At 70.1% G+C, this 20,967-nt stretch carries 16 protein-coding genes and 1 pseudogene; 6 read left to right on the top strand and 11 right to left on the bottom strand.

The window, feature by feature from the left end; genetic code table 11:
- Nucleotides 1–86 precede the first annotated feature (86 nt).
- A complete protein-coding gene (locus IE252_RS37295; RefSeq protein ID WP_190093926.1) occupies nt 87–1,121 on the top strand; it encodes a Ppx/GppA family phosphatase in 1,035 nt (344 codons plus the stop codon).
- Nucleotides 1,122–1,567: 446 nt separating this feature from the next.
- Here the strand turns inward: IE252_RS37295 and IE252_RS37290 are convergent, their stop codons facing one another.
- Nucleotides 1,568–2,233 carry a hypothetical protein gene (locus IE252_RS37290; protein WP_190093925.1) on the bottom strand — a complete coding sequence of 222 codons (666 nt, stop codon included), beginning with the start codon at nt 2,231–2,233 and terminating at the stop codon, nt 1,568–1,570.
- A 910-nt stretch (nt 2,234–3,143) separates the two neighbouring features.
- Between IE252_RS37290 and IE252_RS37285 the strand changes: the two genes are divergently transcribed.
- Complete coding sequence (locus IE252_RS37285) at nt 3,144–3,926, top strand: MinD/ParA family ATP-binding protein (protein ID WP_190093924.1); 783 nt, start codon at nt 3,144–3,146, stop codon at nt 3,924–3,926.
- A gap of 277 nt (nt 3,927–4,203) precedes the next feature.
- Here the strand turns inward: IE252_RS37285 and IE252_RS37280 are convergent, their stop codons facing one another.
- The 3 genes from IE252_RS37280 to IE252_RS37270 form a co-directional block, all read right to left on the bottom strand.
- A complete protein-coding gene (locus IE252_RS37280; RefSeq protein WP_229849050.1) occupies nt 4,204–6,144 on the bottom strand; it encodes a phage tail sheath subtilisin-like domain-containing protein in 1,941 nt (646 codons plus the stop codon).
- Between the two features lie 126 nt (nt 6,145–6,270).
- A complete protein-coding gene (locus IE252_RS37275) occupies nt 6,271–7,596 on the bottom strand; it encodes an acyltransferase family protein (RefSeq protein WP_190093922.1) in 1,326 nt (441 codons plus the stop codon).
- Nucleotides 7,593–8,444 (bottom strand): DUF459 domain-containing protein, encoded by an 852-nt coding sequence (locus IE252_RS37270; protein ID WP_190093921.1) that lies wholly within the window; start codon nt 8,442–8,444, stop codon nt 7,593–7,595. The genes IE252_RS37275 and IE252_RS37270 overlap by 4 nt, the downstream gene beginning before the upstream one ends.
- A gap of 565 nt (nt 8,445–9,009) precedes the next feature.
- Between IE252_RS37270 and IE252_RS37265 the strand changes: the two genes are divergently transcribed.
- Nucleotides 9,010–9,240, top strand: a complete 231-nt coding sequence (locus tag IE252_RS37265; RefSeq protein ID WP_190093920.1) for a cold-shock protein — start codon at nt 9,010–9,012, stop codon at nt 9,238–9,240.
- Here IE252_RS37265 and IE252_RS37260 read toward each other — a convergent pair whose 3' ends face one another.
- From IE252_RS37260 to IE252_RS37240, 5 genes and pseudogenes are all read right to left on the bottom strand, one after another.
- Complete coding sequence (locus tag IE252_RS37260) at nt 9,241–9,780, bottom strand: SMI1/KNR4 family protein (protein ID WP_190093968.1); 540 nt, start codon at nt 9,778–9,780, stop codon at nt 9,241–9,243. It lies immediately after the preceding gene.
- Nucleotides 9,781–10,946: 1,166 nt separating this feature from the next.
- Nucleotides 10,947–11,084, bottom strand: coding sequence for a hypothetical protein (locus tag IE252_RS37255; RefSeq protein WP_190093919.1), 138 nt, complete (start codon nt 11,082–11,084; stop codon nt 10,947–10,949).
- A 249-nt stretch (nt 11,085–11,333) separates the two neighbouring features.
- Nucleotides 11,334–11,714 (bottom strand): annotated as a pseudogene (locus IE252_RS43595) (CAP domain-containing protein); the annotation flags it as partial.
- Nucleotides 11,715–12,129: 415 nt separating this feature from the next.
- Nucleotides 12,130–13,947: a SpoIIE family protein phosphatase gene (locus IE252_RS37245; protein WP_190093917.1), complete on the bottom strand. Its 1,818-nt coding sequence runs from the start codon at nt 13,945–13,947 to the stop codon at nt 12,130–12,132.
- Nucleotides 13,948–14,005: 58 nt separating this feature from the next.
- Complete coding sequence (locus IE252_RS37240; protein ID WP_190093916.1) at nt 14,006–14,707, bottom strand: L,D-transpeptidase family protein; 702 nt, start codon at nt 14,705–14,707, stop codon at nt 14,006–14,008.
- 283 nt (nt 14,708–14,990) lie between these two features.
- On the opposite strand from IE252_RS37240, the gene IE252_RS37235 reads away from it, so the two are divergent.
- Entirely contained in the window at nt 14,991–15,650 is a 660-nt protein-coding gene (locus IE252_RS37235) for a C1 family peptidase (protein WP_190093915.1), read from the top strand.
- 99 nt (nt 15,651–15,749) lie between these two features.
- Nucleotides 15,750–16,784 (top strand): glycosyltransferase family protein, encoded by a 1,035-nt coding sequence (locus tag IE252_RS37230; protein WP_190093914.1) that lies wholly within the window; start codon nt 15,750–15,752, stop codon nt 16,782–16,784.
- 47 nt (nt 16,785–16,831) lie between these two features.
- On the opposite strand, the gene IE252_RS37225 is transcribed toward IE252_RS37230, so the two are convergent.
- Both IE252_RS37225 and IE252_RS37220 read right to left on the bottom strand, forming a co-directional pair.
- Nucleotides 16,832–17,965: an MraY family glycosyltransferase gene (locus IE252_RS37225; protein ID WP_190093913.1), complete on the bottom strand. Its 1,134-nt coding sequence runs from the start codon at nt 17,963–17,965 to the stop codon at nt 16,832–16,834.
- 229 nt (nt 17,966–18,194) lie between these two features.
- Nucleotides 18,195–19,643, bottom strand: a complete 1,449-nt coding sequence (locus IE252_RS37220; RefSeq protein WP_190093912.1) for a M1 family metallopeptidase — start codon at nt 19,641–19,643, stop codon at nt 18,195–18,197.
- 203 nt (nt 19,644–19,846) lie between these two features.
- Here IE252_RS37220 and IE252_RS37215 point away from each other — a divergent pair, with 203 nt between their 5' ends.
- Nucleotides 19,847–20,437, top strand: coding sequence for a hypothetical protein (locus IE252_RS37215; protein ID WP_190093911.1), 591 nt, complete (start codon nt 19,847–19,849; stop codon nt 20,435–20,437).
- Nucleotides 20,438–20,967 lie beyond the last annotated feature (530 nt).

Below are 20,967 nucleotides of genomic sequence, written 5' to 3'. Positions count from 1 at the left end.
CCGGCCGGGGGTGCCCCGTACGCTCGGCGACGGGCCGGGCGGTGCGGCCGGGAGTGCCGTGCCATGCGGCCGGGTATGCAGGTGAGATGCGGTTGGGGGTCATAGACGCGGGATCGAACACGGTACACCTGCTGATCGCGCAGGCGGACGGCATGATGCCGCTGCCCCTGCACACCTCCAAGCGACGGCTACGGCTGGCCGAGCGGCGCGGGCCGGACGGCCGGTTGGACGAGCAGGCCGTTGCGGATCTCGCCTGCGCGGTGGCCTCGGCCCGTAACGAGGCGGCCGCATGGGGCGTGGCCGAGCCCTTCGTGCTCGCCACGGCGGTGATCCGTGACGCCCCCGACTGCGCAGGTGTGCTGGAGGCGGTGCGCGCGGCATCCGGGGTGGAGGTCGCGGTGCTGTCCGGTCCCGCGGAGGCGGAACTGACGTATCTGGCGGTGCGGCGGTGGCTGGGCTGGTCGGCCGGGCCGCTGGCGCTTCTGGACGTCGGCGGCGGATCCCTGGAGGTGGCCTTCGGCCGCACCGGTGTACCGGACTTCGCCGTTTCGCTCCCTGTCGGCGCGGCCCGGCTCACCCACGCCTTTCTGCAGGGCGGGGATCCACCGGATCCGCAGGCGCTCCGGGCGCTGCGGCGCCGGGTGCGTCACGAACTGAGAGATGCGGCGGTGCGGATGCGGTGGGAGGAGCCCCGCACCGCCGTGGCCACCTCACGCACCTTCCAGCAGTTGGCCCGGCTCTGCGGGGCTGCGCCGGGGCGCCGGGGGCCGTTCGTCCACCGCACCCTCGACCGCAGCGACCTCAAACCGGCGATCCGCGAACTCGCCGCCCTGCCCGCGAGGGAGCGCGCACAATTACCGGGGATCTCCGAGCCGCGTGCGGAGCAGTCCCTGGCCGGCGCCGTTGTGGCCCACACCGCGATGAAGATGCTCGGCATCCGCACCGTCACCCTGTGCCCGTGGGCCCTGCGCGAGGGGATTTTGCTGCGCCTCATCGAGCGGGGCGACCAGTGCCCTGCACCGGGCCTGTCGCCCTGGTTCGGGTTCCCAGCAGAGCGGGAGCCGAACGCGACCAGGGGTGCGGCGGAAGAACCCGAGGAGAACGCGGAAACGACAGACTGAAGTGATCACTTGCCCGCCCCAGTCACGACAGCGTAGGCGTAATGATCGGGCAACTCCCGTCAAAACCTGGAGGTTCCCGATTTCGCCTTGATGGGCCGACAGGACCGGGCGACGATACGCATCGTCGGGTCTGACCCGGTCACTATCAAACCGTGCCCCGGCTGCCGGAGGGGACGGTCGCGTCTCCTCCGCTCGCCTTCCGCGTCTGACCCGCCGGAGCAGCGGGAGGGAAGGCGTCCGCGTGTCGCGCCGGGCGGGTGGGCGGTCAGCAGGTGATGATCGTGACTGGTACTGGATACCTGCTCTTCACAGGGGTGTTCGACAGGCCCGGTACGGCTCCGCCCCGCCCCCAAGCTGCTCCAGGCACGGGGCGGAGCCCACCGGACATCTCTCGGATCGGCCGGAGTCACCGGGAGGGAATCGCGCCGCCGCTCCCGCCCTTGCCGCTACCGATGCCGCTCCTGCCCCTGGGCGCGGCTGGTGGCGTGCAGTGGGCAGAGGCCGAAATCCAGGTTCCAGTCGCACAGCGATCCGTCTGCACGGTCGGCGTTGCACAGCTGGGCCACACCCCAGACGATGGCCTCGAACTCTTCGATGAACGGCACGTTCGGAGTGCGGGTGCGGTCGACGTCGATCCGGGGAAAGCGGTGTCGTCGGGCCGCCGTGTAGGGGTCGGTGCCGGGCAGGTAGGCAAGCGAGGGATTGATCCATACATACGGATTGCCCCTGGCGTCAGAGACGTCCTCAGCAATGGCACACAAACCGGCGAGCCACTCCTCGGCAGTGCGCAGCCGAGCCGGGGCGACTCCGATCTCGATGGCGGCGGCCCGGAAATCGAGCAGGACGGGAACATCGCCGTTGAGATGCCCGATGAGCCACATGATGAGGTGCGTCTCAAGGCCGTCGTTGTCCACTCGGGGACGGAAGCGCTTTCCCTCGGCCTCTCGCGCCCGGCGCTTGTCGGCAGCCGCGAGAAAAGCGATGGCGAGCAGACCGTGGCCGGGAGTGACAACATAGCCCCCATCGAGGGAAAAGTCGCCACCGCACTCGGAACGGTCGGTCCGTGCGGGAGGAACCGGCACGGAGCTGATCGGAGTAACGACCGAATTCACCCAGCGAACGGTACGGCACGGCCCGAGGAGAACGAGGTGGCACGCGGAACGCCGAGGACCCGATCACCCTTGGCGGATTTGTTCGGCACACCCGCGTCCCCCCTGCCGCGCGAGGCCTGGCGGCGGAGTGCACCGCATCTGATCGTGGGCGCAGCGGGGCCGACCGACAGCATCTACCCGCCCGCTCGAAGAATTCACGGCAAGCGGCGGTCTCAGGCGAGCAGGGTTGCCAGCAGTCCGCAGACGACGGTGACCACCGAGAACGACAGTATGAACATCCTTATTCTGGCGGGCCAGTCGGGAACCCGGCACTCGCTCAATTTTCGACTCCCTCCCATCCCATCCAGATGGGTCACACCAGGACCAACGACGCCCCATGCCTTCGACATTGACGGCTGCCCATCTTGTGACATCTTCGCCACCGTTTTGTAATAACCCCCTCTCCGACTCTTCCGCAAGCCGGAAAATCCCGCCTCGAAAGGCGAGAAGCGCAAAACAAAAAGAGAGCCCGTACGACAGCGAGAAACAGACCACCAAAACGTTGCCCACTCGGTACGTAACCCGACTTGCGACCGACATTCAACATCTTCCCGGTCTCGGCAAACACAGTTTTTTACTTACTCGAGTCTTACTACAGGCCAACTCGCCGACGGCGGCGCATTCTCGCAAGGAACGGTCAGGTCACAGGACAGAAACAGACAGCGAATTAGGCGTTCCCATGTGATTGGCCGTCACATCGAGGGGTATCCCCACCTTGCGATGTTCACCAAGAGTGTCAAGTCGTGCGAGGAGAGTGATGCGAAATGAGAGACATGCCTATTCGTGCGAGGTGGGCTGTGAGTACATCCACGTCTCTTTCGCCTGTGCAAGGCGACGCGTTCGCGATGACGGCGCGAGGAGGTGAAGGGCTGTGAGGCGGCTTGTGGTGGTCGGGTCGCTCACGGGCGCACCCGGGGTGACGACGACGGCGCTGGCGCTGGCGGCCGCCTGGCCCACCGAGGCCGATGGCGGGACGCGGCCGATCGTGGTCGAGGCGGACGGCTCCGGTGGAGACCTCATGATCCGCGCGGGTCTGCTGACCGCGCCCTCGGTGCTGGACGTCGCCGCGGCGGTGGCGATGCCGTATCCAGGTGCGCTCGCGGACGCGGCGAGTGAACTGCCCTTCGGGGTAAGGGTAGTGGCCGGGGTACCGGGCCGCGGCCCGTGCAGGAAGGCCGTGCGGACGCTGGCCACCGAGAACGGCCGGCGCATGCTGCTCGGCGAGGCGGGCGAGAGGGGCACGGTCGTCCTGGACGTCGGGCGCCTGACCGAGGACGTGGAGCCCCTCCTGGACGCGGCCGACCAAGTGGTGCTGGTGACACGCGGCGGCGCGGAGCCCCTGATGCACGTGACCGTCCACGGGGCGGACGACGGTCTGCCGAGTGATCGGTCGACCCTGGCCGTGATCGGACCGTGCTCCTACCGGGCGGACGACATCGCGGAGACGGTCGGCATCGAGCGGGTCGTCTTCCTGCCCTGGGACCCGGGGAGCGTCGCCGCGATGAGCGGTCCCAGGCTGGGCACGCTGCGCGCCACCGGATTCCGTACGCCAGCGCTGATGACTGCCGCGCGCAGGCTCTCCCGCAGCCTGGCCAGGGCGCGGACACACCACCGGGCCGCATCGGCCAGGGTGCCGGTGCCCGGGTGGATGTAGGCGGTTACGGGCTGGACCGGTGCGGACAGCCGCGATGGGGCCCCGGTGGCGCGCGGGACCTGGGAGCCCACTGCCGCCCAGTGCGTCGCAAGAACCTCGGCGGATGCGCGCCCAGGGTGCGGGGAGCGGGGGCCGGGTGCCGCTCGGCCCGCGCCGCTCCCCTGGAAGCACAGCCGCTGTGCTGCGGGTTGTCCGTGACTGGGAGCGCCCACGCGGCGCAGCCGTCGGTGTCACGGGCCCGTCCGTCAACAAGTGCCCGGGGGCCCGGGGAGCCGTCTCATCGCCATCCCCGGCCGCCGATCAGCCCCTTCAGCCCAAGGAGATGAGCGGGCAGACGTCTCGCGATCCGGCCGCGCTCACCACGGCCGCCTTCCGAGGCGAGTGCCGTGGGGGCGGGCGCCTGCTGCACGACGTGGAAGGGGAGGAACACGCCCGCCCAGACCGGAGCCACACCGACGTCCACGCGGAGCTGCCCCGAGCCGGCCGCCGCATGCGTGTTGTTCGAGGCGTCGCAGGTGACGTGGAACGCCTCGGTCGCGGTGCGACCCGCCAGGGCGCCGCGGTGCCACTGGTCGGCGAGGAAGCAGGTCACGGACTCCGTGACGGCCGACCACAGGCGCTCGTCCTTGGCCTCGCACGCGGCCCACACCGTGCCCCGGTCAACGGATTCCTTCAGGAAACTGACGACCCGCCGCACATTGAGCCTGCGGTAGTCGGCGTCGGACGCCAGCGTGCGGGCACCCCAGACCACCGGGGCGGCCGCGGTCGCGCGCACGCAGTTGACCCGCGCCTCGTTGAGCGCCCCCACCTCAGCGTCGCTCAGCACACCGGGCACGTCGACCACTCCGGACAGCGGCTCGTTGGTATGGGTGCGGTGCACGCCGTGCTCGGTGTCGACGCGTGCCCACAGGCCGGCGACGTGACCGCTGGGCGGCACCCGCCTCTCCTGACCGTCGTGTCCCGACACCATCACCCATGGGTAGTACAGCGCCCCGTGCGCACTCTTGATGTCCAGCGTCTCGCGCAGTCCGGCGGCTTCGGCCTGGGTCGACGTCCAGGGCGGGGCGTCCAGGACGGCCATCCTGTTCTCCGCCCTCTCGCAGTGCGTCACCACCGACTGCATGACCGTGCGGGCCGCGGCCAGGTCCGGCGTGTGGAGCCACAGTGCGGGGGTCACGACCATCGCCACGTCCCGCAGCTTCTCCAGACTCCGGACCGCCTCGGTGTAGTCCGGGGCCTCTTCGGCGACCGGGACGACGTAGCAGGAGCCCCCGCCGTTGCCGAAGTACCCGTGCACAGCGTCGGCCATGACCACGTGCGGGCGCGGGCCGGAGCCCCCCGGCTCTCGCGGGAGCTGTCCGGCCGGGACCGGGGCTTCCCACAGTCGCGCGAACTCCTCCCAGCCCCTGACGAGCACCGGCTCCGCCGTGCGCACCGTGCCGGGCCCCGGACCGAGGAAGGCCGGCGTGGAGGTGGCGACGGGCGTGATGGCACGTACGGCGCCGGGCACGAGCGACGGCAGCGCCGCGCCCCGCGGAGCACGCCACATCGACAGGACCCGAACCGCACCCGCCTGTGCCAGCGCCTTCCAATGGGCCGCGATTCTGCTCGGGTGGCCGGGGTCGATGCGCCCCACGCCGATGTCGTACCGCGCGTAGTGCTCCCCCTTGAAGAGGTACATCTCCGTGTCGCACCGCACGGCCGCATCGAGGTCGCCGTCGAAGCCGGCCTGCTGCGGCCCGCCGAGCAACCGGGCGATGGATTGGGGAGCCGCCGCCTCCACGACCCGGTCCGCCGCGAGGTCGTACTCCACGCACTGTGTGCCCTTGCAGAAATAGGCGCGGGCCCCGTCCCACTGGAGCACCGTGTCCACCGTGTCCGCGAACCCGGCCGCCGCCAGGCCTGGCCACGTCGAGCCGATCGGGAGGGGATGGCCCTCGTCGACCGTCATCGTCGCCAAGGTGCACCGCACGTACTGCCCGCCGTGCAGCAGGAGCAGCTTGCCGCTCTCCGGCAGGTACAGAGCGGGCAGGCGCCGCCCGGACGCCTCCGCCCTCGCAAGCCAGCGCACAGCCTGCGCGTCACCCTGGAACGCCGTGGGCAGGGGACGGGTGAAGTCCTCGTCCAGTTCGTCGCTCTCCGAGAAACGCACCAGGTTCCGCGCGCCGTCCGCGTCCTCGACGTACGCCCACCAGTACGGTGCCGCGCCCTCATCCATCAGCCCCACCGAACCTCCCTCTCCCATCGCCTCGTCTTCGTCCCAGGAGTAGCGAATACGACGCCCGAACGGCGCCCGCACCTGCGCGGCGCACGGCAGCAGTCACCCGAACTCCCCCTTTTCGCATCAGCCGTTCACGTCTCCGGTGACCACGGGGGTACCGTCGTCGGCCGGATGCTCGGGACCGACGCCGGCAAGCAGCGCACCTCCGGCCGCAGCCGCCGCCATGACGTAGGCGAGTGCCACGACCGGTGCGAGGCGCTTGAAGGAACAGCGGCGGGCAGGAGCTTCGATCAGGACGTAGGAGACTGCGGCCAGGGCGAAGGAGGCGGCCCAAGCCAAGCCGCAGCGGACCGGCTGGCTCCACTGGGGCACCGTGGCGTTGAGGCAGACCCACACCGGCCAGTGCCACAGGTACAGGCCATAGCTGATGCCTCCGACGGCGACAAGCGGTCTGGAGGCGATGAGACGCGCGGGAAGAGGCAAGGCCGCGGCCGGACCGCCCGTGGCAGCGATGGCGGGGTGCTGGTCGAGGGCGGCCAGGGAGTGGAGCAGGACGGCACCAGCCACCCCGACCAGCGGCAACTGCCAGGCGTAGAACGCCTGTTGGTCCATGCTCGTCTGGGTCCAGACTGCGGCCAGGGCGAACAGCGCGGCCCCGGCCCGGGCGGAGAGGGCGCGAGGGCCGGCGACACGCGGCCGTCCGTGGGCCGAGGACGGGAGCAGGCAGGCGGCGAACGCCCCCAGGCAGAGGGCTCCGGCTCGGGTGTCCGTGCCCAGATAGGCCCGGTCCGGGGCACCGGGAACGTACAGGTGCTGGGCGAGCGCGTAGGAGACGAGCGCGACGCAGGCGGTGGTGGCCATGAGCACGCGGCGCAGGACGCCGCCCTGGGCGCCGTCGGCGCTACCACGGGCGGCGACGAGGGCGGCGCCGATCAGAATCAGGGCAGGCCACACCAGATAGAACTGCTCTTCGACGGCCAGCGACCACAGGTGGTTCAGCGGAGCCTGGGCCGGTTGGACGGACCAGTAGTCGACCTGGGCGAAGACGGCGTACCAGTTGCCGGCGAAACCCAGCGAGGCCAGGGTCTGCGCGTTGGCGGTCGTACGCAGTCCGGGAAGGTCGGCCCGCCACAACCACAGCTGCACGGCGGCGAGTACGGTGAGCAGCGCGGGCAGCAGACGGCGGACGCGGGCGGCGTAGAACGCGCGCATGGACAGGGTGCCCGCCTCCTTCTGCGTCAGCAGGAGGCGGGTGATGACGAATCCGGAAATGACGAAGAAGAGGTCCACGCCGAGGAAGCCACCGGACGGTCCGGACCCGAAGTGGAAGCTCATCACGGCGAGGACCGCCACGGCGCGCAGCCCGTCGATGGAGCGGATGCGCCCGGAGGCCGTCCGTCCGGTGCGGGCCTTCGGAGCGGCGTCCAAACTGGTCAGGGGGAGGGTCATCGCGCGGGGGCTCCCGATCGGGCCGGGTTCCCCGCCGGGTCGGCCGACCCGGCCGGGGCCGACGGAACCGACCGCCTGGCGAACATCGCGTTGAGCACCCATGTCGCCAGTCGTTCGCGGCTCCACTTCGAGGGGTGCTGGGTTTCGTCGTACATCCGGTGCCCGTCCTTCTCCTGCGGACAGCCGCTGTCGTCGCAGAGTTGCCTGGCGAGGTTGAGCAGGTGCACGCCCTTGCCCTTGTTGCGTACCGCGATGGCGCGCATGACGTTGTTCATCGCGATCGACTTCTCCTGGTACTCGCCCTCCGCGATCCGCACATTGGTCAGGTACACCGGGGTGCCGTGGGCGGTGAGGATGTCGATGGCACGCGCCGTCTGCGTCTCGAAGCGCTTGCGGAACCGCTTGTCGGTGATGTCCACCTCGGTCGCGATGCCGTCGAAGGCGGCGGGTTCCAGGTCCCAGTTGCCCGTACGCAGCAGTACGGCGTCGGGCTTGAACACGTTCATGTCGAGGCGCCACTGCGTGGGCCACCGCAGACAGGCGGCGAGAGGGGGCTTCCCGGACTGGGTGCTGGGGAGCATGATGCCGCACCCGCCCATGCCCCCGTTCACGATCCGGTTCCTGTCCGAGGCGACGGCGTTCATTCCCTCCGCGAGGCGGCCGGCCCAGGAGTCGCCGACCACCAGCACGGTCTTGCCCTGCACCGCCGGGTCGAGCGAGGCGGCCCCCACCGGCGGCGGACCCGAACCCAGCGGTTCGCTCGATGGAAACCCCTTGGAGTCTGGGGCCCCGCCGAAGAGGCGCGACAAGCCGGACCCCTTGCCACATCCCGCCGTGGAGGTCAGCATGCCCACTACGGTCACCGCGATCACCGCACGGGACATTCGCCTTGGCACAGCTACACAACCATTCATCCGAGGACAGCGCCCCAAGAACAGACATCCGCTGAAACACCGTGAACCGGATGATGGATGCGGCGCGCGGCAGGCGTCGGCAACTCTCCGTTCTGAGCCTCGACTTCGCAGACGTATGACGCGAAGGCTGTTTCAACGTACCCGGAATCTCACCCCTTATATGGATGAATCGCCGAAAAGCTGACGGATGAAGAGGGACTTTCTCCTTCGGCGCCATGGTGATCCACGAGGAACGCCGGGCCCATCGAACGGCCCGTCGTATCCGCAGCTCCGCGTGCGGCCGCCCCATAAGCAGAGGCGGCCATCGCGCAACTCTCCGAGCGGAGAGACTCGTTGAAGGGCGCGCGATGGCCTTGTGCCAGCATGACTGACTCCGACAGCTTACGGCGGACGGAATCGAGTCAGTCCGGGTGACGGATCGGTCGCGAGAAGATCAGATCGACCCGCTACACCGCCAACCCGCACGGGACAGGCCTGTGGGGGTGCATAGGATTCCGCCATGGTGACTGCGACAGTTCGTGAGTGGTACGAGGAGGAGGGGTGGGGTGTGCTCGACTGTCCGGAGACTCCTGGAGGGTGCTTCGGTCACTTCTCCGCCGTCGAGATGGACGGGTTCGCCGCCTTGTCCGCCGGACAGCGGGTGGAGCTGGCCTGGGAAGCCCCCGGCTTCAAGCAGGACGGGTACGACTACCGCGCGGTGAGGATCGTTCCCCGGTCCGCCGAGCGGTGATCAGCGGCACAGCTCATCCAGGTCGTCGGAGAACGTCTCGAACTCCGTCTGCGCCTCCGCGATGATCTCCCTGGCCGGGCGGCGCGGCGTCGTCGCGTGGCGGGCCGCCAGCTCGGCCAGTTCTACGTCCGGCCGGGACCCGCGCTCCTCGTACAGCGCTGCCTCCTTGGGGCCGAAGCCGTCTGCCAGCACCCAGAGGAAGTCCGACAGGCTGCCCGCGACCACGCCGCTCTCGCCCTCCGAGCCCAGGAACACCACCGGCTGCTCGGAAAGGGGCCGCCCCGCGCGCGCCAGCCACAGGGCGGCCAGGCCGCCGTTGCCGTCCTGGCCGAAAACCCGATACGCGTCGCCGTCCAGCTCAGGGTTCGCGGTCCACTGGCGCAGCCAGTCCGTGGTCGCCTCGGCGGAGCAGAACTTTTCGTACAAGCCGAAGTCGACGCCCTCGCCCTCCTCGCCGTAGTCGAACTCGACCCGCGCCACCTCAGCCAGGGCGAGGGGAAAGCGGCGGTCTTCGGCGGTTACGTCAGTGGTCGTTCCCATCATCCGCACAGGTTATCCGGGCCCGCTGACAGTCCGGCCTGGAGGCAAGCCGGCCCATCTGCTCTTCGTGCGCGCTCCCCCGCCAGGTATGCGCGTTCTCCGTTTCGTCGAAGACGCCTTGGCATGGGACAGGAGCCGAGCGGACGCGTCCGCGACGCGGTCGGACAGACCGCGGCGGGCAGGCACGAGCCGCATGCAAGGGATGGGCCCCGGGATTTGCCGTAAGAGGTGCACGCCCGGGGCCCGGCAGACGGATGGCACGAGTAGGACCTTCCGCGTCATGGCAACGACGGTCCCGGAGGGCAGGACACGGGGGAGATGCCCGGACGACAGGTTTGCGATGAGGTGCCCCGGCACAGGGAGTACGGGCAAGGCCGGAAGTCCAGTCGCTTCGGTCGCTCTGCAGATGAGGGGCTTCACTGCGGCGAGCGCCTCCGGGCAGCCAACCACGATCGCCGTCCGGAGGCACCGGGCGCATGGGCGAGCACCGCCGCTCCGTCGCCCCGACCAGCGGTCTCGCACGCCCCCCGCGTGGACGGCGCCCATCCGCTCGCCGAGGACGCCCTGCGCCCTCATCGTCCGGAGCACCACCGTGTCGGCTACCTGCGACCCGATGGGCCTCGCGTACCGGAGAAGTGGAACGCCGTCAGCCATCGCAAGCGTCGTCATCGCTCCGACCCTCGCGGCGACGGCCCGAGAGCAGGTGAACGAGCTCAGGATCAGCGACGCCCTGGCGGCGCCATGCCTCCTTGGCGAACCCCGTCAGCCATGCACTCGCTCCCCCTCGAACGAGCAGTATGCATATCGGAAGTCCGGTCGCTTCAGTCGCTGCGGCCATCTCGGGGCAGAAAGCAGGACTGCACCCGGTGGTGGGAAACGGGCCCGGAACTGAATGCGCTCCTGTTTGCGCCGGAGATGTTCCCGATGGAAGCGATGTTCACCCAGCTCGGAGTACCCGACCAGGAACTCGTCCCCTCACCCCGACCGCGACCGGCTCCCCATGGACGACGACCACCTCAAGCGCCTCTTCGCCCCCTACGACGAACGCGAACTCGCCCGGCGCAAGGGGCGCGTTCCGCGGAGGGAGGAACAGGACTGGCACGCCGACGGCGCGTCTTGAGGAGCAAGCTCAGCGGATCTCGCGGAGTGCCGCCCACGCGTCGGGGTCAGACCCCGATCGCCGGACTGGAGGAACCGGTGCCGTAGGTCTGAGTGAGCGTCTTGCCTTCAGCCTGCTGCACGATTCCCGACACCTGGCCGTGCAGGTCCTGGCCGACGCCCAGGTGTTCCCCGGCTGCGCCCACGGGAGACCGGTGCGGCAAAGGCGGCAGCCGCTGACGGCACCGGGCATCGTGCCGCAGACACGTGGCGGAGTGGGAGTGTACGGGGCTGGTCATGCGCGGAACTGCCCTTCGACACTGCGGACGTCGAAGGGATACATCCTTGATGCGCGTTTATCCGTGCGCATGTGATCGGCAACGCCGACGTTCACCCCGCCGGCCGATGGCCGTACTGCCAGGGCGGTCATGGCGCGGGTGCCTCGTGGTGAAGGGTCAGTAGCCGAAGTCCTGCGTCCACCACGGCCCGCCCTCGCCGAAGTGCACGCCGACGCCCAGGGTCTGGTACCCGCAGTTGAGGATGTTCGCGCGGTGCTCCGGGCTCTTCATCCAGGCGTCCATCACGGCCTTCGCGTCGGCCTGGCCGCGGGCGATGTTCTCGCCGCCGAAGGCCTCGACGCCCGCCTCCGCCCACCGGTCCCAAGTCGACCTGCCATCAGGGTCGGTGTGGTCGAAGAAGCCGCGGGCGGCCATGTCCTCGCTGAGCGCGGTGGCCAGCGCGGCCAGCACGGCGTTCGCCTTCACCGGTCGGCAGCCCGCCTGCGCCCGCTCCTTGTTGACCAGCGACATCACGGTGGCAGCAGCAGCCGACTCCGCGGTCGGCGCCTGGACTCCCCGCTGGGGGTGGGCGGTTGAGGGCGTTTGGGCCAGCACCGAGGCTGCGGCCACCGGGCCCGCAGCATACGTACCGCCGCCGGGCAGCAAGCCCGAGGAGACCAGGACCACGGCGCCCACTGTCGCGAGGACGCCGAGCGGCCCGGGGCGCACGGGCACCACGACCCGCTTCTTGCGGCGTGATCCCTCACGGGAGCTGCCGACGGAACCCTCCCCGGGATCCGCTGGTGCGGTTTCTGCCGGGTGGCCTCGCCGTCGTCGCATCCGCTGCGCCTTCCTCAGACCCCCCGAGTGCTCTACGCCCATGAAAGAGTGTAGAGAACGTGCCTTTCGCGGCCCGGTAATCCCGCCCGGTTTCCCCGTTCGCGTCGGCCGACTTCCCGCACGGTGCCGCGCGTCACACCTCGCCGTCCACCGCGGTTCCGGACGGCGAGGTGCGGACCCGCGCCACCAGCAGAGCCACGTCGTCCTCGGAGGGGGCGGCGGCCAGGCGGGACAGAAGGGTGTCGAGGATGTGGTCGAGCGGCGCTGCGGGGTCCAGATCGAGGGCGGCAAGTTCGGTGAGAGCCTGCTCGATGTCCTGGTCGCGGCGTTCGACCAGCCCGTCGGTGTACAGCACGAGCACCGATCCGGCCGACAGGGTGACGGTGTCCGACTCGTACGGCTCGAAGGCGGCACCGAGCGGGGGCCCGATCGCCACCGTCTCCAGCAGCAGGCCGGGCTCCTCAGCGGTGACCAGCAGCGACGGCAGGTGGCCCGCGCTGGCCATCGTCGCGGTACTGGTGAGGGGATCGATGGCGGCCACCAGACAGGTGGCCAGCCGCTCCAGCTCCAGTGCCTGGGCGACGGCATCGGCTCGGGTGAGGACCTCGTGCGGTGGCAGGCCCTGGAAGGCCAGCGTCCGTACGACGGCGCGATACTCGGCCATGGTCGCGGCGGCGTCCAGGCCGTGGCCCATCACGTCGCCGACCACCAGCACCGTGGTGCCGTCGGGCCGTGCGATGGTGTCGTACCAGTCGCCACCGACCTCGGCTCCGGAGCCGGTGGGCAGATAGCGGCTGGCGCACTCCACCTCGGGATGCGGAGCGGTGCGTGTGGACAGCAGCGCCCGTTGGAGCACAACGGCGGTATTGCGCTGCCGGGTGTAGCGCTGGGCGGCGTCGATGCTGCTCGCCGCCCGCCGTACCAGCTCGGTGACCAGGGAGACCTCCTCGTCGGAGAAGGGATCCTTGCTCTCGCCGCGGGCCAGTGCGACGACTCCGACGGTGTCGTGACCTGCCGCGAGAGGCACATAGCAGCCTGAGTGAATGCCCAACTTGCGGAACAGGCCTGCGCGTCTGCTGTCCGCCAGCAGCCCCTGTGCCTCGGCTGCCCCGATCCGGTTGAGGACGACGGGACGCTGTTCGTCCAGACACCGCGCCGCGGCCGAGGACGGTTGGACGCCGATCAGCGCGCCCGGGGCGCCCAGGTAGTGTCCGGCCCACTGCAGGCCACGGGTGGAGCTGAGCGCGAGGCGGCGCAGCTGCAGGGTCGGGGACGGTGGGGGGAAGCGTTCGAAGTCCATGACGTCCACGGCGACGAGGTCGGCCAGCTGCGGGACCAGCACCTGGGTGAGCTCCTCGCAGGTGCGTTGCACGTCCAGCGTGGTGCCGATGCGTGTGGCCGCCTGGTCGAGCAGGGCGAGCCGTCTTCGGGTCCGTTCCAGTGATTCCCGGATCACCCGATCGGTGGTGATCTCCAGAACCATCGCGGCCGCGCCCAGCGTCGCTCCCCGGTCGTCTTCCAGCCGGTGGTAGGTGTTGTGCCACCAGCGTGGACCGGCGGGGTTGCCGGACTGAGTGGTCCCGCTGACGGTGAGCCCGCGTGGCCGGCCGTCTTCGAGGACGGCGGTGAGCGCCTGCTCGGTGTCCTCCACGTTGATACCGGGGACGACCTCACCGATCCGCCGCCCGAGATGGTCCTCGGCGGCCACCCCGTTCAAGCGGGCCAGCGCCGCGTTGACATAGCGGTACCGCAGAGCGGGATCGAGTACGGCGATGCCGATGTCCGCGCGATCGAGGACCTGCCGCAGCAGCCGGTAGTCGCACCCCAACACCCGCAGCCACTCCGGCCGGTCCGCTTCGGCCAAGGCCTCGATCCGGAGCATGCACGCGCGTGCCTCCGGTTCGGTCAGCACGCCCCGGTCAGATTCCGCACACGCGTCCTCCTCGCCCATGCGATCATCGTCACACCACTGCCCGGCATCCGCGCGAACACCGCGCCCGCCTCGACCGTCAGCCCTTCGTTCCGCTCCTGTGGCCCCATACGTACACGAGGTCGCCCACGCGCAGCGTGCGCCACAGGCGCGCGGCGTCGGCCAGGCGCAGGTTGACGCATCCCGCGGATCCGGCGCCGTTGAACAGGTCGTGCGGGGTGCCGTGGAGGGCCTGACCACCGCTGAAGTACTGCGAGTAGGGCATCGGCGCGTTGTCGTACAGGCGCGAGACCTCGTAGCGCTTCTTGAGGTAGATGCGGTGCCGGCCCGTGCGGGTCTCCTCGCCGTTGCGGCCCGACCGAATGGGCACCGGCTTGTAGACGAGGGTTCCGTTCCTCTGCACCCACAGCAGTTGCCTGTCGAGGTCGACGCAGGCGACCTTGAACCGGCGTACCGGGCAGCGCCCCCGCGCGTTGGGGTTCTTCCCCGCCTGGGCCACCAGCATGAGGCGGTAGGTGGGCAGTCCGGCGTATCCATCGGCCGGCTCGATGCGCTGCTGTCGCTGGAAGCGGCGGATCGCCTCGCAGTCGCCCGTCGACTGGCGGCCGTCGGCCTTCAACCTGAGGTATCGCTCGAGCTGCCACTGGTACGGTCCGGTCCCGGCCGTGCACCGGGGCTCGGCAGCAGGTGCCGCCGCGGCCGCAGTTGCCGGGCCGGTCATGGTGAGGAACGCCGTCGCGAGCAGCAACCCCAGCGCCGCCCGGCAGGAATGTGGATGCATCGCGCCACCGGTCCCGCTCAGTCCGCCATCGGATGAAGACCTTCATCCTGGCAGCAGTTGCGTTCTCGGCCCGGCTGTGCTTCCCCGCGTGTCCCTGCCCTGTCGGCCGTGCAGGGGCGTGACGCCCGGCAGCGGGTCGCGCGAGCGATGGAGGAAGGATCGCCCCTTTACCGCACAACTACATCGTTTGCATTAAATGCACTGAATTGAACATATCTGTAAGTAAACTGCGCTTCTCTGCGTCCGGAGATCCACTCCGGCCGGTCAGCACAAGGACGGCAGCATGAAGTTGCTCGCGCGGCTCAGAACCCACTGCGTGGCCACCGCCGTGTGCGGCGCCGCACTGGCATCCACCGTCTCGCCGGCCGCAGCGGCCGACTCCGTCGACTGGCGCGCCTACGCGCCCGTGCTGTGGAACATCGTCGACCAGGGCACGTGCCAGGACAGCGTGGGTGTCGCCGCCGCCGCCACGATGGAGGCCAGGGATCAGATGTGGATGGGCCGCGAAGCCCGCTACGTCTACGTGCCCGCGGGCAAGCCCACGCCCTTCCCCCGGGACGCCGAAGCGGCCGGCGCCCCCGCCTGCACGCAACTCGCCGCGCAGGCATCCGACCAGGTCTTCCCCTACCGCCGGTGGAACCGCGTGACGGGCAACGAGGACGCGGTGCTCGCCGCGTTGCGCAGGTACGGCCCCCTGCTCACCACCATCGGCGTCTCACACAGCTTCAAGGCGTACACGGGCGGTATCTACGACTCGCCCTTCTGTCCCAAGTACGGACGGAGGCAGGCGGTGGTCATCGTCGGCTACGGCGAGGAGAACGGCCGTCCCTACTACATCGTCAAGAACAGCTGGGGGAAGAACTGGGGCGAAGGCGGCTACGCCCGGATCGCCTACGGCCGCGATGTCTGCGGCATCGGCGAGGATGTCCGGGCGCTCGCCTGACGGCGGCCGCCTTCGAGGGAGGTCCAGCCCTCGCGCCGCCCGGTGACATGATGCCGTCCCGACACCCGGCGTACTGGACCTGTTCCGCCTGGAGGCACAGTGGCGACTCTTCCCCTGGTCCTGCACATCAGCAACGAGCGCGCACCGATGAGCCACGCTTGCGGGTTCCTCGACGCCTTCGGCCGACTGGCCGACCAAGGACTGCTGCGCCACACATGGACCATCCCGGCCGTGGATCCGGCCGATGTCGGGCGGATCACCCGCACGCCGGTCTGCCTGCTCCGTCCGGATCTGGTCTTCGTCCAGACGCCGCAGCACTATGCCTGGCGTCGCAAGGAGGTGGGCACTTTGCTGCGGTCGCTCGGCTCCCCCCGGGTGGTGGTGTGGGAGGGCGGCGCATGGGGCGGGCTGAGGCGCCTTCAGGCTTCCAGCGCGATGTGGCTGCGACACGCCGATGTCGTCTACAGCGTGGCGATGGGCCCGCAGGAGCGGCTGCTGCACCGGCGCGGAGCGCGCCGCGTGCGCTATGTCCCCCATGTGGCGCCGCTGCGGTTCGTGCAGGCGGCGGACGACGTGCCGGTGCCCCGCGGACTCGTCCTCATGGGGACCCGGCCCACGCATGGTGGCATCGAGCTGGTCTGCGACGACCGGGAGCGCAGGGTGCTCGCGCGGGAGTTGGCCCGGCTCTGTCCGAAGGCGCTCACGGTGTACGGCAGGGGCTGGTTCGGTCCGCACGCGCGGGGGCCCCTTCCGTACGACGGCCAGCTGAACGCGATACAGGGCGCGCTGGTGACGGCCGGCTGGAACCGCCACCGCTCACATCCCGGTTTCTACTCGGATCAGCTGCCCATCGCCCTGTGCGCGGGCCGGGTACATATCTCGTCCCGCCAGCCGGGTCTTGAATGGCTGCCCGGAGCCGATCACGGTCTCCATCTGGCGGACACCCCACGGGAGGCGGCGGCGCTGGCGCGCGATCTGCTCCGCGCCGACCCCGCGGACCTCCGTGCCCGCGCCGCTCGCGGCCGTGCCTGGGCCCGCGCCCACCTCACCGAAACCCACGCGCTGCGCCACATGCTGGCTCCGTTCGTGCCAGGGGTCGAAGCACCCAGCGGGCCCTGGGCCGACTTCGGGTGAGACGGAGCCGGGCCGTCTCCCGCAGGGGTCCTCGTTGGGGCACGGCGTCATTCCTCTCGGCGCCGGCCCGCGATCGTCTCCGTCCGGCCCGTGAACGACGCGTCCACGGGCGGCATACGAACGCTTCCCACCAGGGACGGTGTCGCGTACGTCTGGTGAGGGACGTGCCCTGCGCCCCCGCGCGGGACCTCCCCGCGCGCAGCGGCTCCGTACACGGGCACCCCCAGGAGCAGGACAACGGCTGCCAGGTCCGCGCCCACGAGTGGCAGGACCGCCGCCGGAGCCAGCCACCCGCCTTGAAGGAGCAGCACATGGAGTGTCCCGATGAGGGAGACACCACCGAGGACCACGGCGACGCCCCGGGGGGTGAGGCCGACGCGGCGCAGTCGATGGGCGATGTGGTCGCGGGCGCCGTGCAGCAGGGGGCGGCCCGCGCAGCGCCGGGAGAGTGTCACCACGCAGGCGTCCGCCAGGACCACGGCATTAAGGGCGAACAGTTCGGCCGCGGACCGGGGGGCCGGTTCTCCCACGTGCAGCACGACCGCCGCGGCGCCGAGTGTGAACCCGGTGAACAGCGAGCCACAGCCGCCCAGGAAGGCTCGTACCGCATGCCGAGTGGTGAGCAGGAACGCGATGAGGGCGGCGGCCAGCACGCCGAGCACCAGGGCGTCAGCCGACCGTCCCGCGATAAGCGCGCAGGCGCCGAGGCCGAGCGCGGTCATCGCGGCGACGGTCCCCGTGGCACCGTCCGCGTCGCCGCGCGGGCCGAAGGCGTTGGTGAGGAACACGATCCAGACGACGGCGAGCACACCCGGCCACGGTCCCAGGCCGCTCGCGACGACCACGGCGAGCGCCGCGGGCGACGCGACGACAAGCCGCATCCGCGTGCCCAGGGGCCACACGTCGTCCACAGCGCCGAGGAGTGCCATGGCAGCTGACGCCACTACGAGCACGGCCGTTTCCTTGCCCAGACCGCCCACGCCGAGCAGCGGCGCGGCGCCGGCCGCCCCCAGAGTGGCGAGGACGACGGCGACCCCTCCTGGGTGGAACCGGGACCGGCGGTCGTAGCCCGCCAACCGACCGTGCGGCGCCAGACGCAGTGCGGCCGTGCGCACGACCAGTCCGGCCAGCATGACGGTCGGCGGCAGGACGGTGGCCGCGACGGCCAACCCGTGCACCATGTCTGTCTCCCTCAGCCTGTCGGGGCGGAAGGGGCGCCGATGGGGTCCGGACGCGTGGCAAGAGCTGTCATGGGACGCCCATTCGGATCGTTCGCGGGTGTCGGTCGAGCTCTTGCCAATTTAGTGGCATGAATACCTATATACGCTGAATAACACGAGTAATATTTTGTCCGGGTGAGTAGGCGGAGCCCGCGCGGTTCACCCCGCGCGGGCTCCAGTGCGCTGCGGCTCAGGACTGCGCCTGCGGCCGCCAGTCCGGGTGACCCGGCATCGGCGGTGTCTTCTCCCCGTACAGCCACTCCTGGAAGAACCCGGAGAGGTCACGCCCGGCAACCTCGGAGGCTAGCCGCGAGAAATCGGCGGTCGAGGCCACACTGTCTCGGTGCTCGCCCACCCAGCGCCGCTCCAGCGTCGCGAAGGCGTCGTTGCCGATTTCCTGGCGCAGCGCGTACAGCGCCAGGGCGCTGCCGTCGTAGACGACCGGCCGGAACAGCTCGATCTGCCCCTTCGCGGGCTTGGGCGCGGCGGGCGGGCCACCCTGGGCGCGCCAGGTGTCGGACATCGCGTAAGCGTCGCGCATCCGCTGCTCCAGGGACTTGCCGGAGAACTCCTCGGCGTACAGCGCCTCGTACCAGGTGGCGTGGCCCTCGTTGAGCCATACGTCGGACCAGGCGCGCGGAGAGACGCTGTCGCCGAACCACTGGTGTGCCAGCTCGTGCACCATGATCGAGTCGACGTACCCCTCGGGAACGTCCTTGCGGGTGAGCAGTGACCGCTCGAAAAGCGAAAGCGTCTGGGTCTCCAGCTCGAAGCCGGTGTCCGCGCCCGCGACCAGCACCCCGTACGTCTCGAAGGGATAGCGCCCGACCTTGCGCTCCATCCACTCGATCTCAGCGGGCGTCTTCTTCAGCCAGGGTTCGAGGAGTTCCTTGTCCTGCGTGGGGACGACATCGCGGATCGGCAGTCCGTGCGGCCCCTCGCGGCGCACGACGGCCGAGTGGCCGAGCGACACCTGGGCCAGTTCGGTGGCCATCGGGTGCGTGGTCGCGAACGTGGAGACGATCTGGTCCCCGCTGCGTCGGCGGGTGGTCGACAGTCCGTTGGCGACGACGGCGACGTCCGGCGGCGCGGCCACGTGGAAGGTGAAGTACGCCTTGTCGGAGGGGTGGTCGTTGCAGGGGAACACCCGGTGGGCGGCATCGGCCTGGTTGGCCATGACCAGGCCGTCGGTCGTGCGGACCCAACCGCCGCCCCCGCCGGTCGGGTCGCTGGTGTGCCGTACGACGATGCGCAGCGGCTCGCCGTACGACAGCTCCTGCCCGGGGCTGATCACCAGGTCCTCTTCGGCGGCGGAGAACTCGGCCGCCTCTCCGTTGACTTCGACGCTGTGCACCGTGCCGTGCGTGAAATCGAGGTTGATGTGGTCGAGTTTCTGCGTGGCCAGCGCCTCGATCGTGGTGACGGCCTCCAGCGGCTTGCTGTTGTCGCCCTGATAGGTGAATCCGATGTCGTACGACAGGACGTTATATCCTGGGTTGCCCAGATTTGGGTAGAGCGTGTCACCGATGCCCAGCGGTACGGTCGGCGAGGGCGCGGCAGCGAGGACACAGGCCGCGGCGGCGGCAAGCAGAGCCAGGCGCGCACGGCGTGGGCGGGATCGTCGGGAAGTGGGCTGCATGCACTACGGCTACCAGTGTGCCGCGGTGCGGTCGTGAACGGCGCGCGCCGCGCCACCCGAACGATGGCGCCGATTGCGCCAGTGCGCCCGAATCCGAGACCTGTCCGAACCGCGACCCGCACGAGTGGCAAAAGCACGGCGCGGGAGGCTCCTGTGGTAGTCAAGTCCCGTAGAGAACAGGCCGAAAGAGGAGGTCGGGCAGAGTGGTGATCCGGATCCGGCTGGGTGACCACGAGCGGGTCACCGGCGACCCGCTCGGACGCGGATCGGTCGGCTACTTCCCCGGTATGACCGAGGCCGAGGCGCTGGAAGCCGGCCGCGGGCCCTGGAGGCTCGACGCCAGACTCGTCGTGCGCGAACGGTTCGCTCTCGTGGTGGGCGAGGGGCTCGTCCGCGCGGTCGCCGAGATCGACGGCGTCACCGAACACACCACCGGCCTCGGCCGCAAGAAGTCGCTCGACGCGCATCTGCTGGGCCCCGGACACCCCCTCCACGACGGGTACTTCAACCGTCCCGACCCGCTCGTCAACGCATCCCACAACAGCGTCACGTATGGCCAACTGCCGGAAGAGGAAGTGCTGTCCGCCCGCTACTGCGAGTGCGGCTGCGGAGAGAAGTCGATCCACGGCCTCCTCCCTCGCCACGAAGGGCACGCCGTACAAGCCCGGGTGCGCGGGCACTTCGGCGGCTCCTTCCGCTCGTTCCTCACCTGGCTGGACGCGGTGCTGCCGCCCGCGGCCCCCGTAGGTCCCCCGGCTTCTTCCGCGTCGGACAAGCAGAGCCGTTCCCACTGACCGCGACCGCGCGACACAGCGTCCGGGCGTCGGCTCCGGGCGTACCACCGTGGTGAGCCGTGCGCCGGTGTGCTTCACGCGCCGTCAGTAACGGGATTGATCGGCGAACTCCGCGGGGACGCGGTTGAATCGTGTCCGCAGGGGGTGTCTCCTGGATCACCACGAGGGTCCTGCGGGCGCGCGCCGATCGGCGGTGGGCCAGGCCCGCTGATGGCGCGAGGAGAACACGATGACACTGCCAACGCTGCTGCCTGTGCCTTTGGCCGGACGGAGTCCCTGCCACGGGCCCGCCCGTCGGCCACCCCGCCGGCCTGGTCCCGCTCTCACGGCGGCGCGGCGCGGATGACCGCTGCGGCGAGATACGGATTGCTGTTCGACCCGTGGGGTCGCGACCGGGACGACCCCTACGCCGTCTTCGCACTCCTGCTGTCAACGCTCCCTCAAAACTGACCCCCTACGGATCTCGGAAAATTAACCCCCCGAGGTCGGTTCAGCCCTGATTTGCGCGGTTCTCCTTGGCGAGGAGTTCG

Origin of the sequence: Streptomyces melanogenes, assembly GCF_014649795.1 — a bacterium.
Taxonomy (GTDB): domain Bacteria; phylum Actinomycetota; class Actinomycetes; order Streptomycetales; family Streptomycetaceae; genus Streptomyces; species Streptomyces noboritoensis.
This window is presented reverse-complemented; position numbering and strand designations above follow the sequence as displayed.

Excerpts from the sequence above, each read along its gene's own strand:
- IE252_RS37295 (WP_190093926.1), top strand. The coding sequence starts at position 87 with ATGCGGTTGGGGGTCATAGACGCGGGATCGAACACGGTACACCTGCTG.
- IE252_RS37280 (WP_229849050.1), bottom strand. The coding sequence starts at position 6,144 with ATGGATGAGGGCGCGGCACCGTACTGGTGGGCGTACGTCGAGGACGCG.
- IE252_RS37275 (WP_190093922.1), bottom strand. The coding sequence starts at position 7,596 with ATGACCCTCCCCCTGACCAGTTTGGACGCCGCTCCGAAGGCCCGCACC.
- IE252_RS37270 (WP_190093921.1), bottom strand. The coding sequence starts at position 8,444 with ATGCTGACCTCCACGGCGGGATGTGGCAAGGGGTCCGGCTTGTCGCGC.
- IE252_RS37265 (WP_190093920.1), top strand. The coding sequence starts at position 9,010 with ATGGTGACTGCGACAGTTCGTGAGTGGTACGAGGAGGAGGGGTGGGGT.
- IE252_RS37260 (WP_190093968.1), bottom strand. The coding sequence starts at position 9,780 with ATGGGAACGACCACTGACGTAACCGCCGAAGACCGCCGCTTTCCCCTC.
- IE252_RS37245 (WP_190093917.1), bottom strand. The coding sequence starts at position 13,947 with ATGGGCGAGGAGGACGCGTGTGCGGAATCTGACCGGGGCGTGCTGACC.
- IE252_RS37240 (WP_190093916.1), bottom strand. The coding sequence starts at position 14,707 with ATGCATCCACATTCCTGCCGGGCGGCGCTGGGGTTGCTGCTCGCGACG.
- IE252_RS37235 (WP_190093915.1), top strand. The coding sequence starts at position 14,991 with ATGAAGTTGCTCGCGCGGCTCAGAACCCACTGCGTGGCCACCGCCGTG.
- IE252_RS37225 (WP_190093913.1), bottom strand. The coding sequence starts at position 17,965 with ATGGTGCACGGGTTGGCCGTCGCGGCCACCGTCCTGCCGCCGACCGTC.
- IE252_RS37220 (WP_190093912.1), bottom strand. The coding sequence starts at position 19,643 with ATGCAGCCCACTTCCCGACGATCCCGCCCACGCCGTGCGCGCCTGGCT.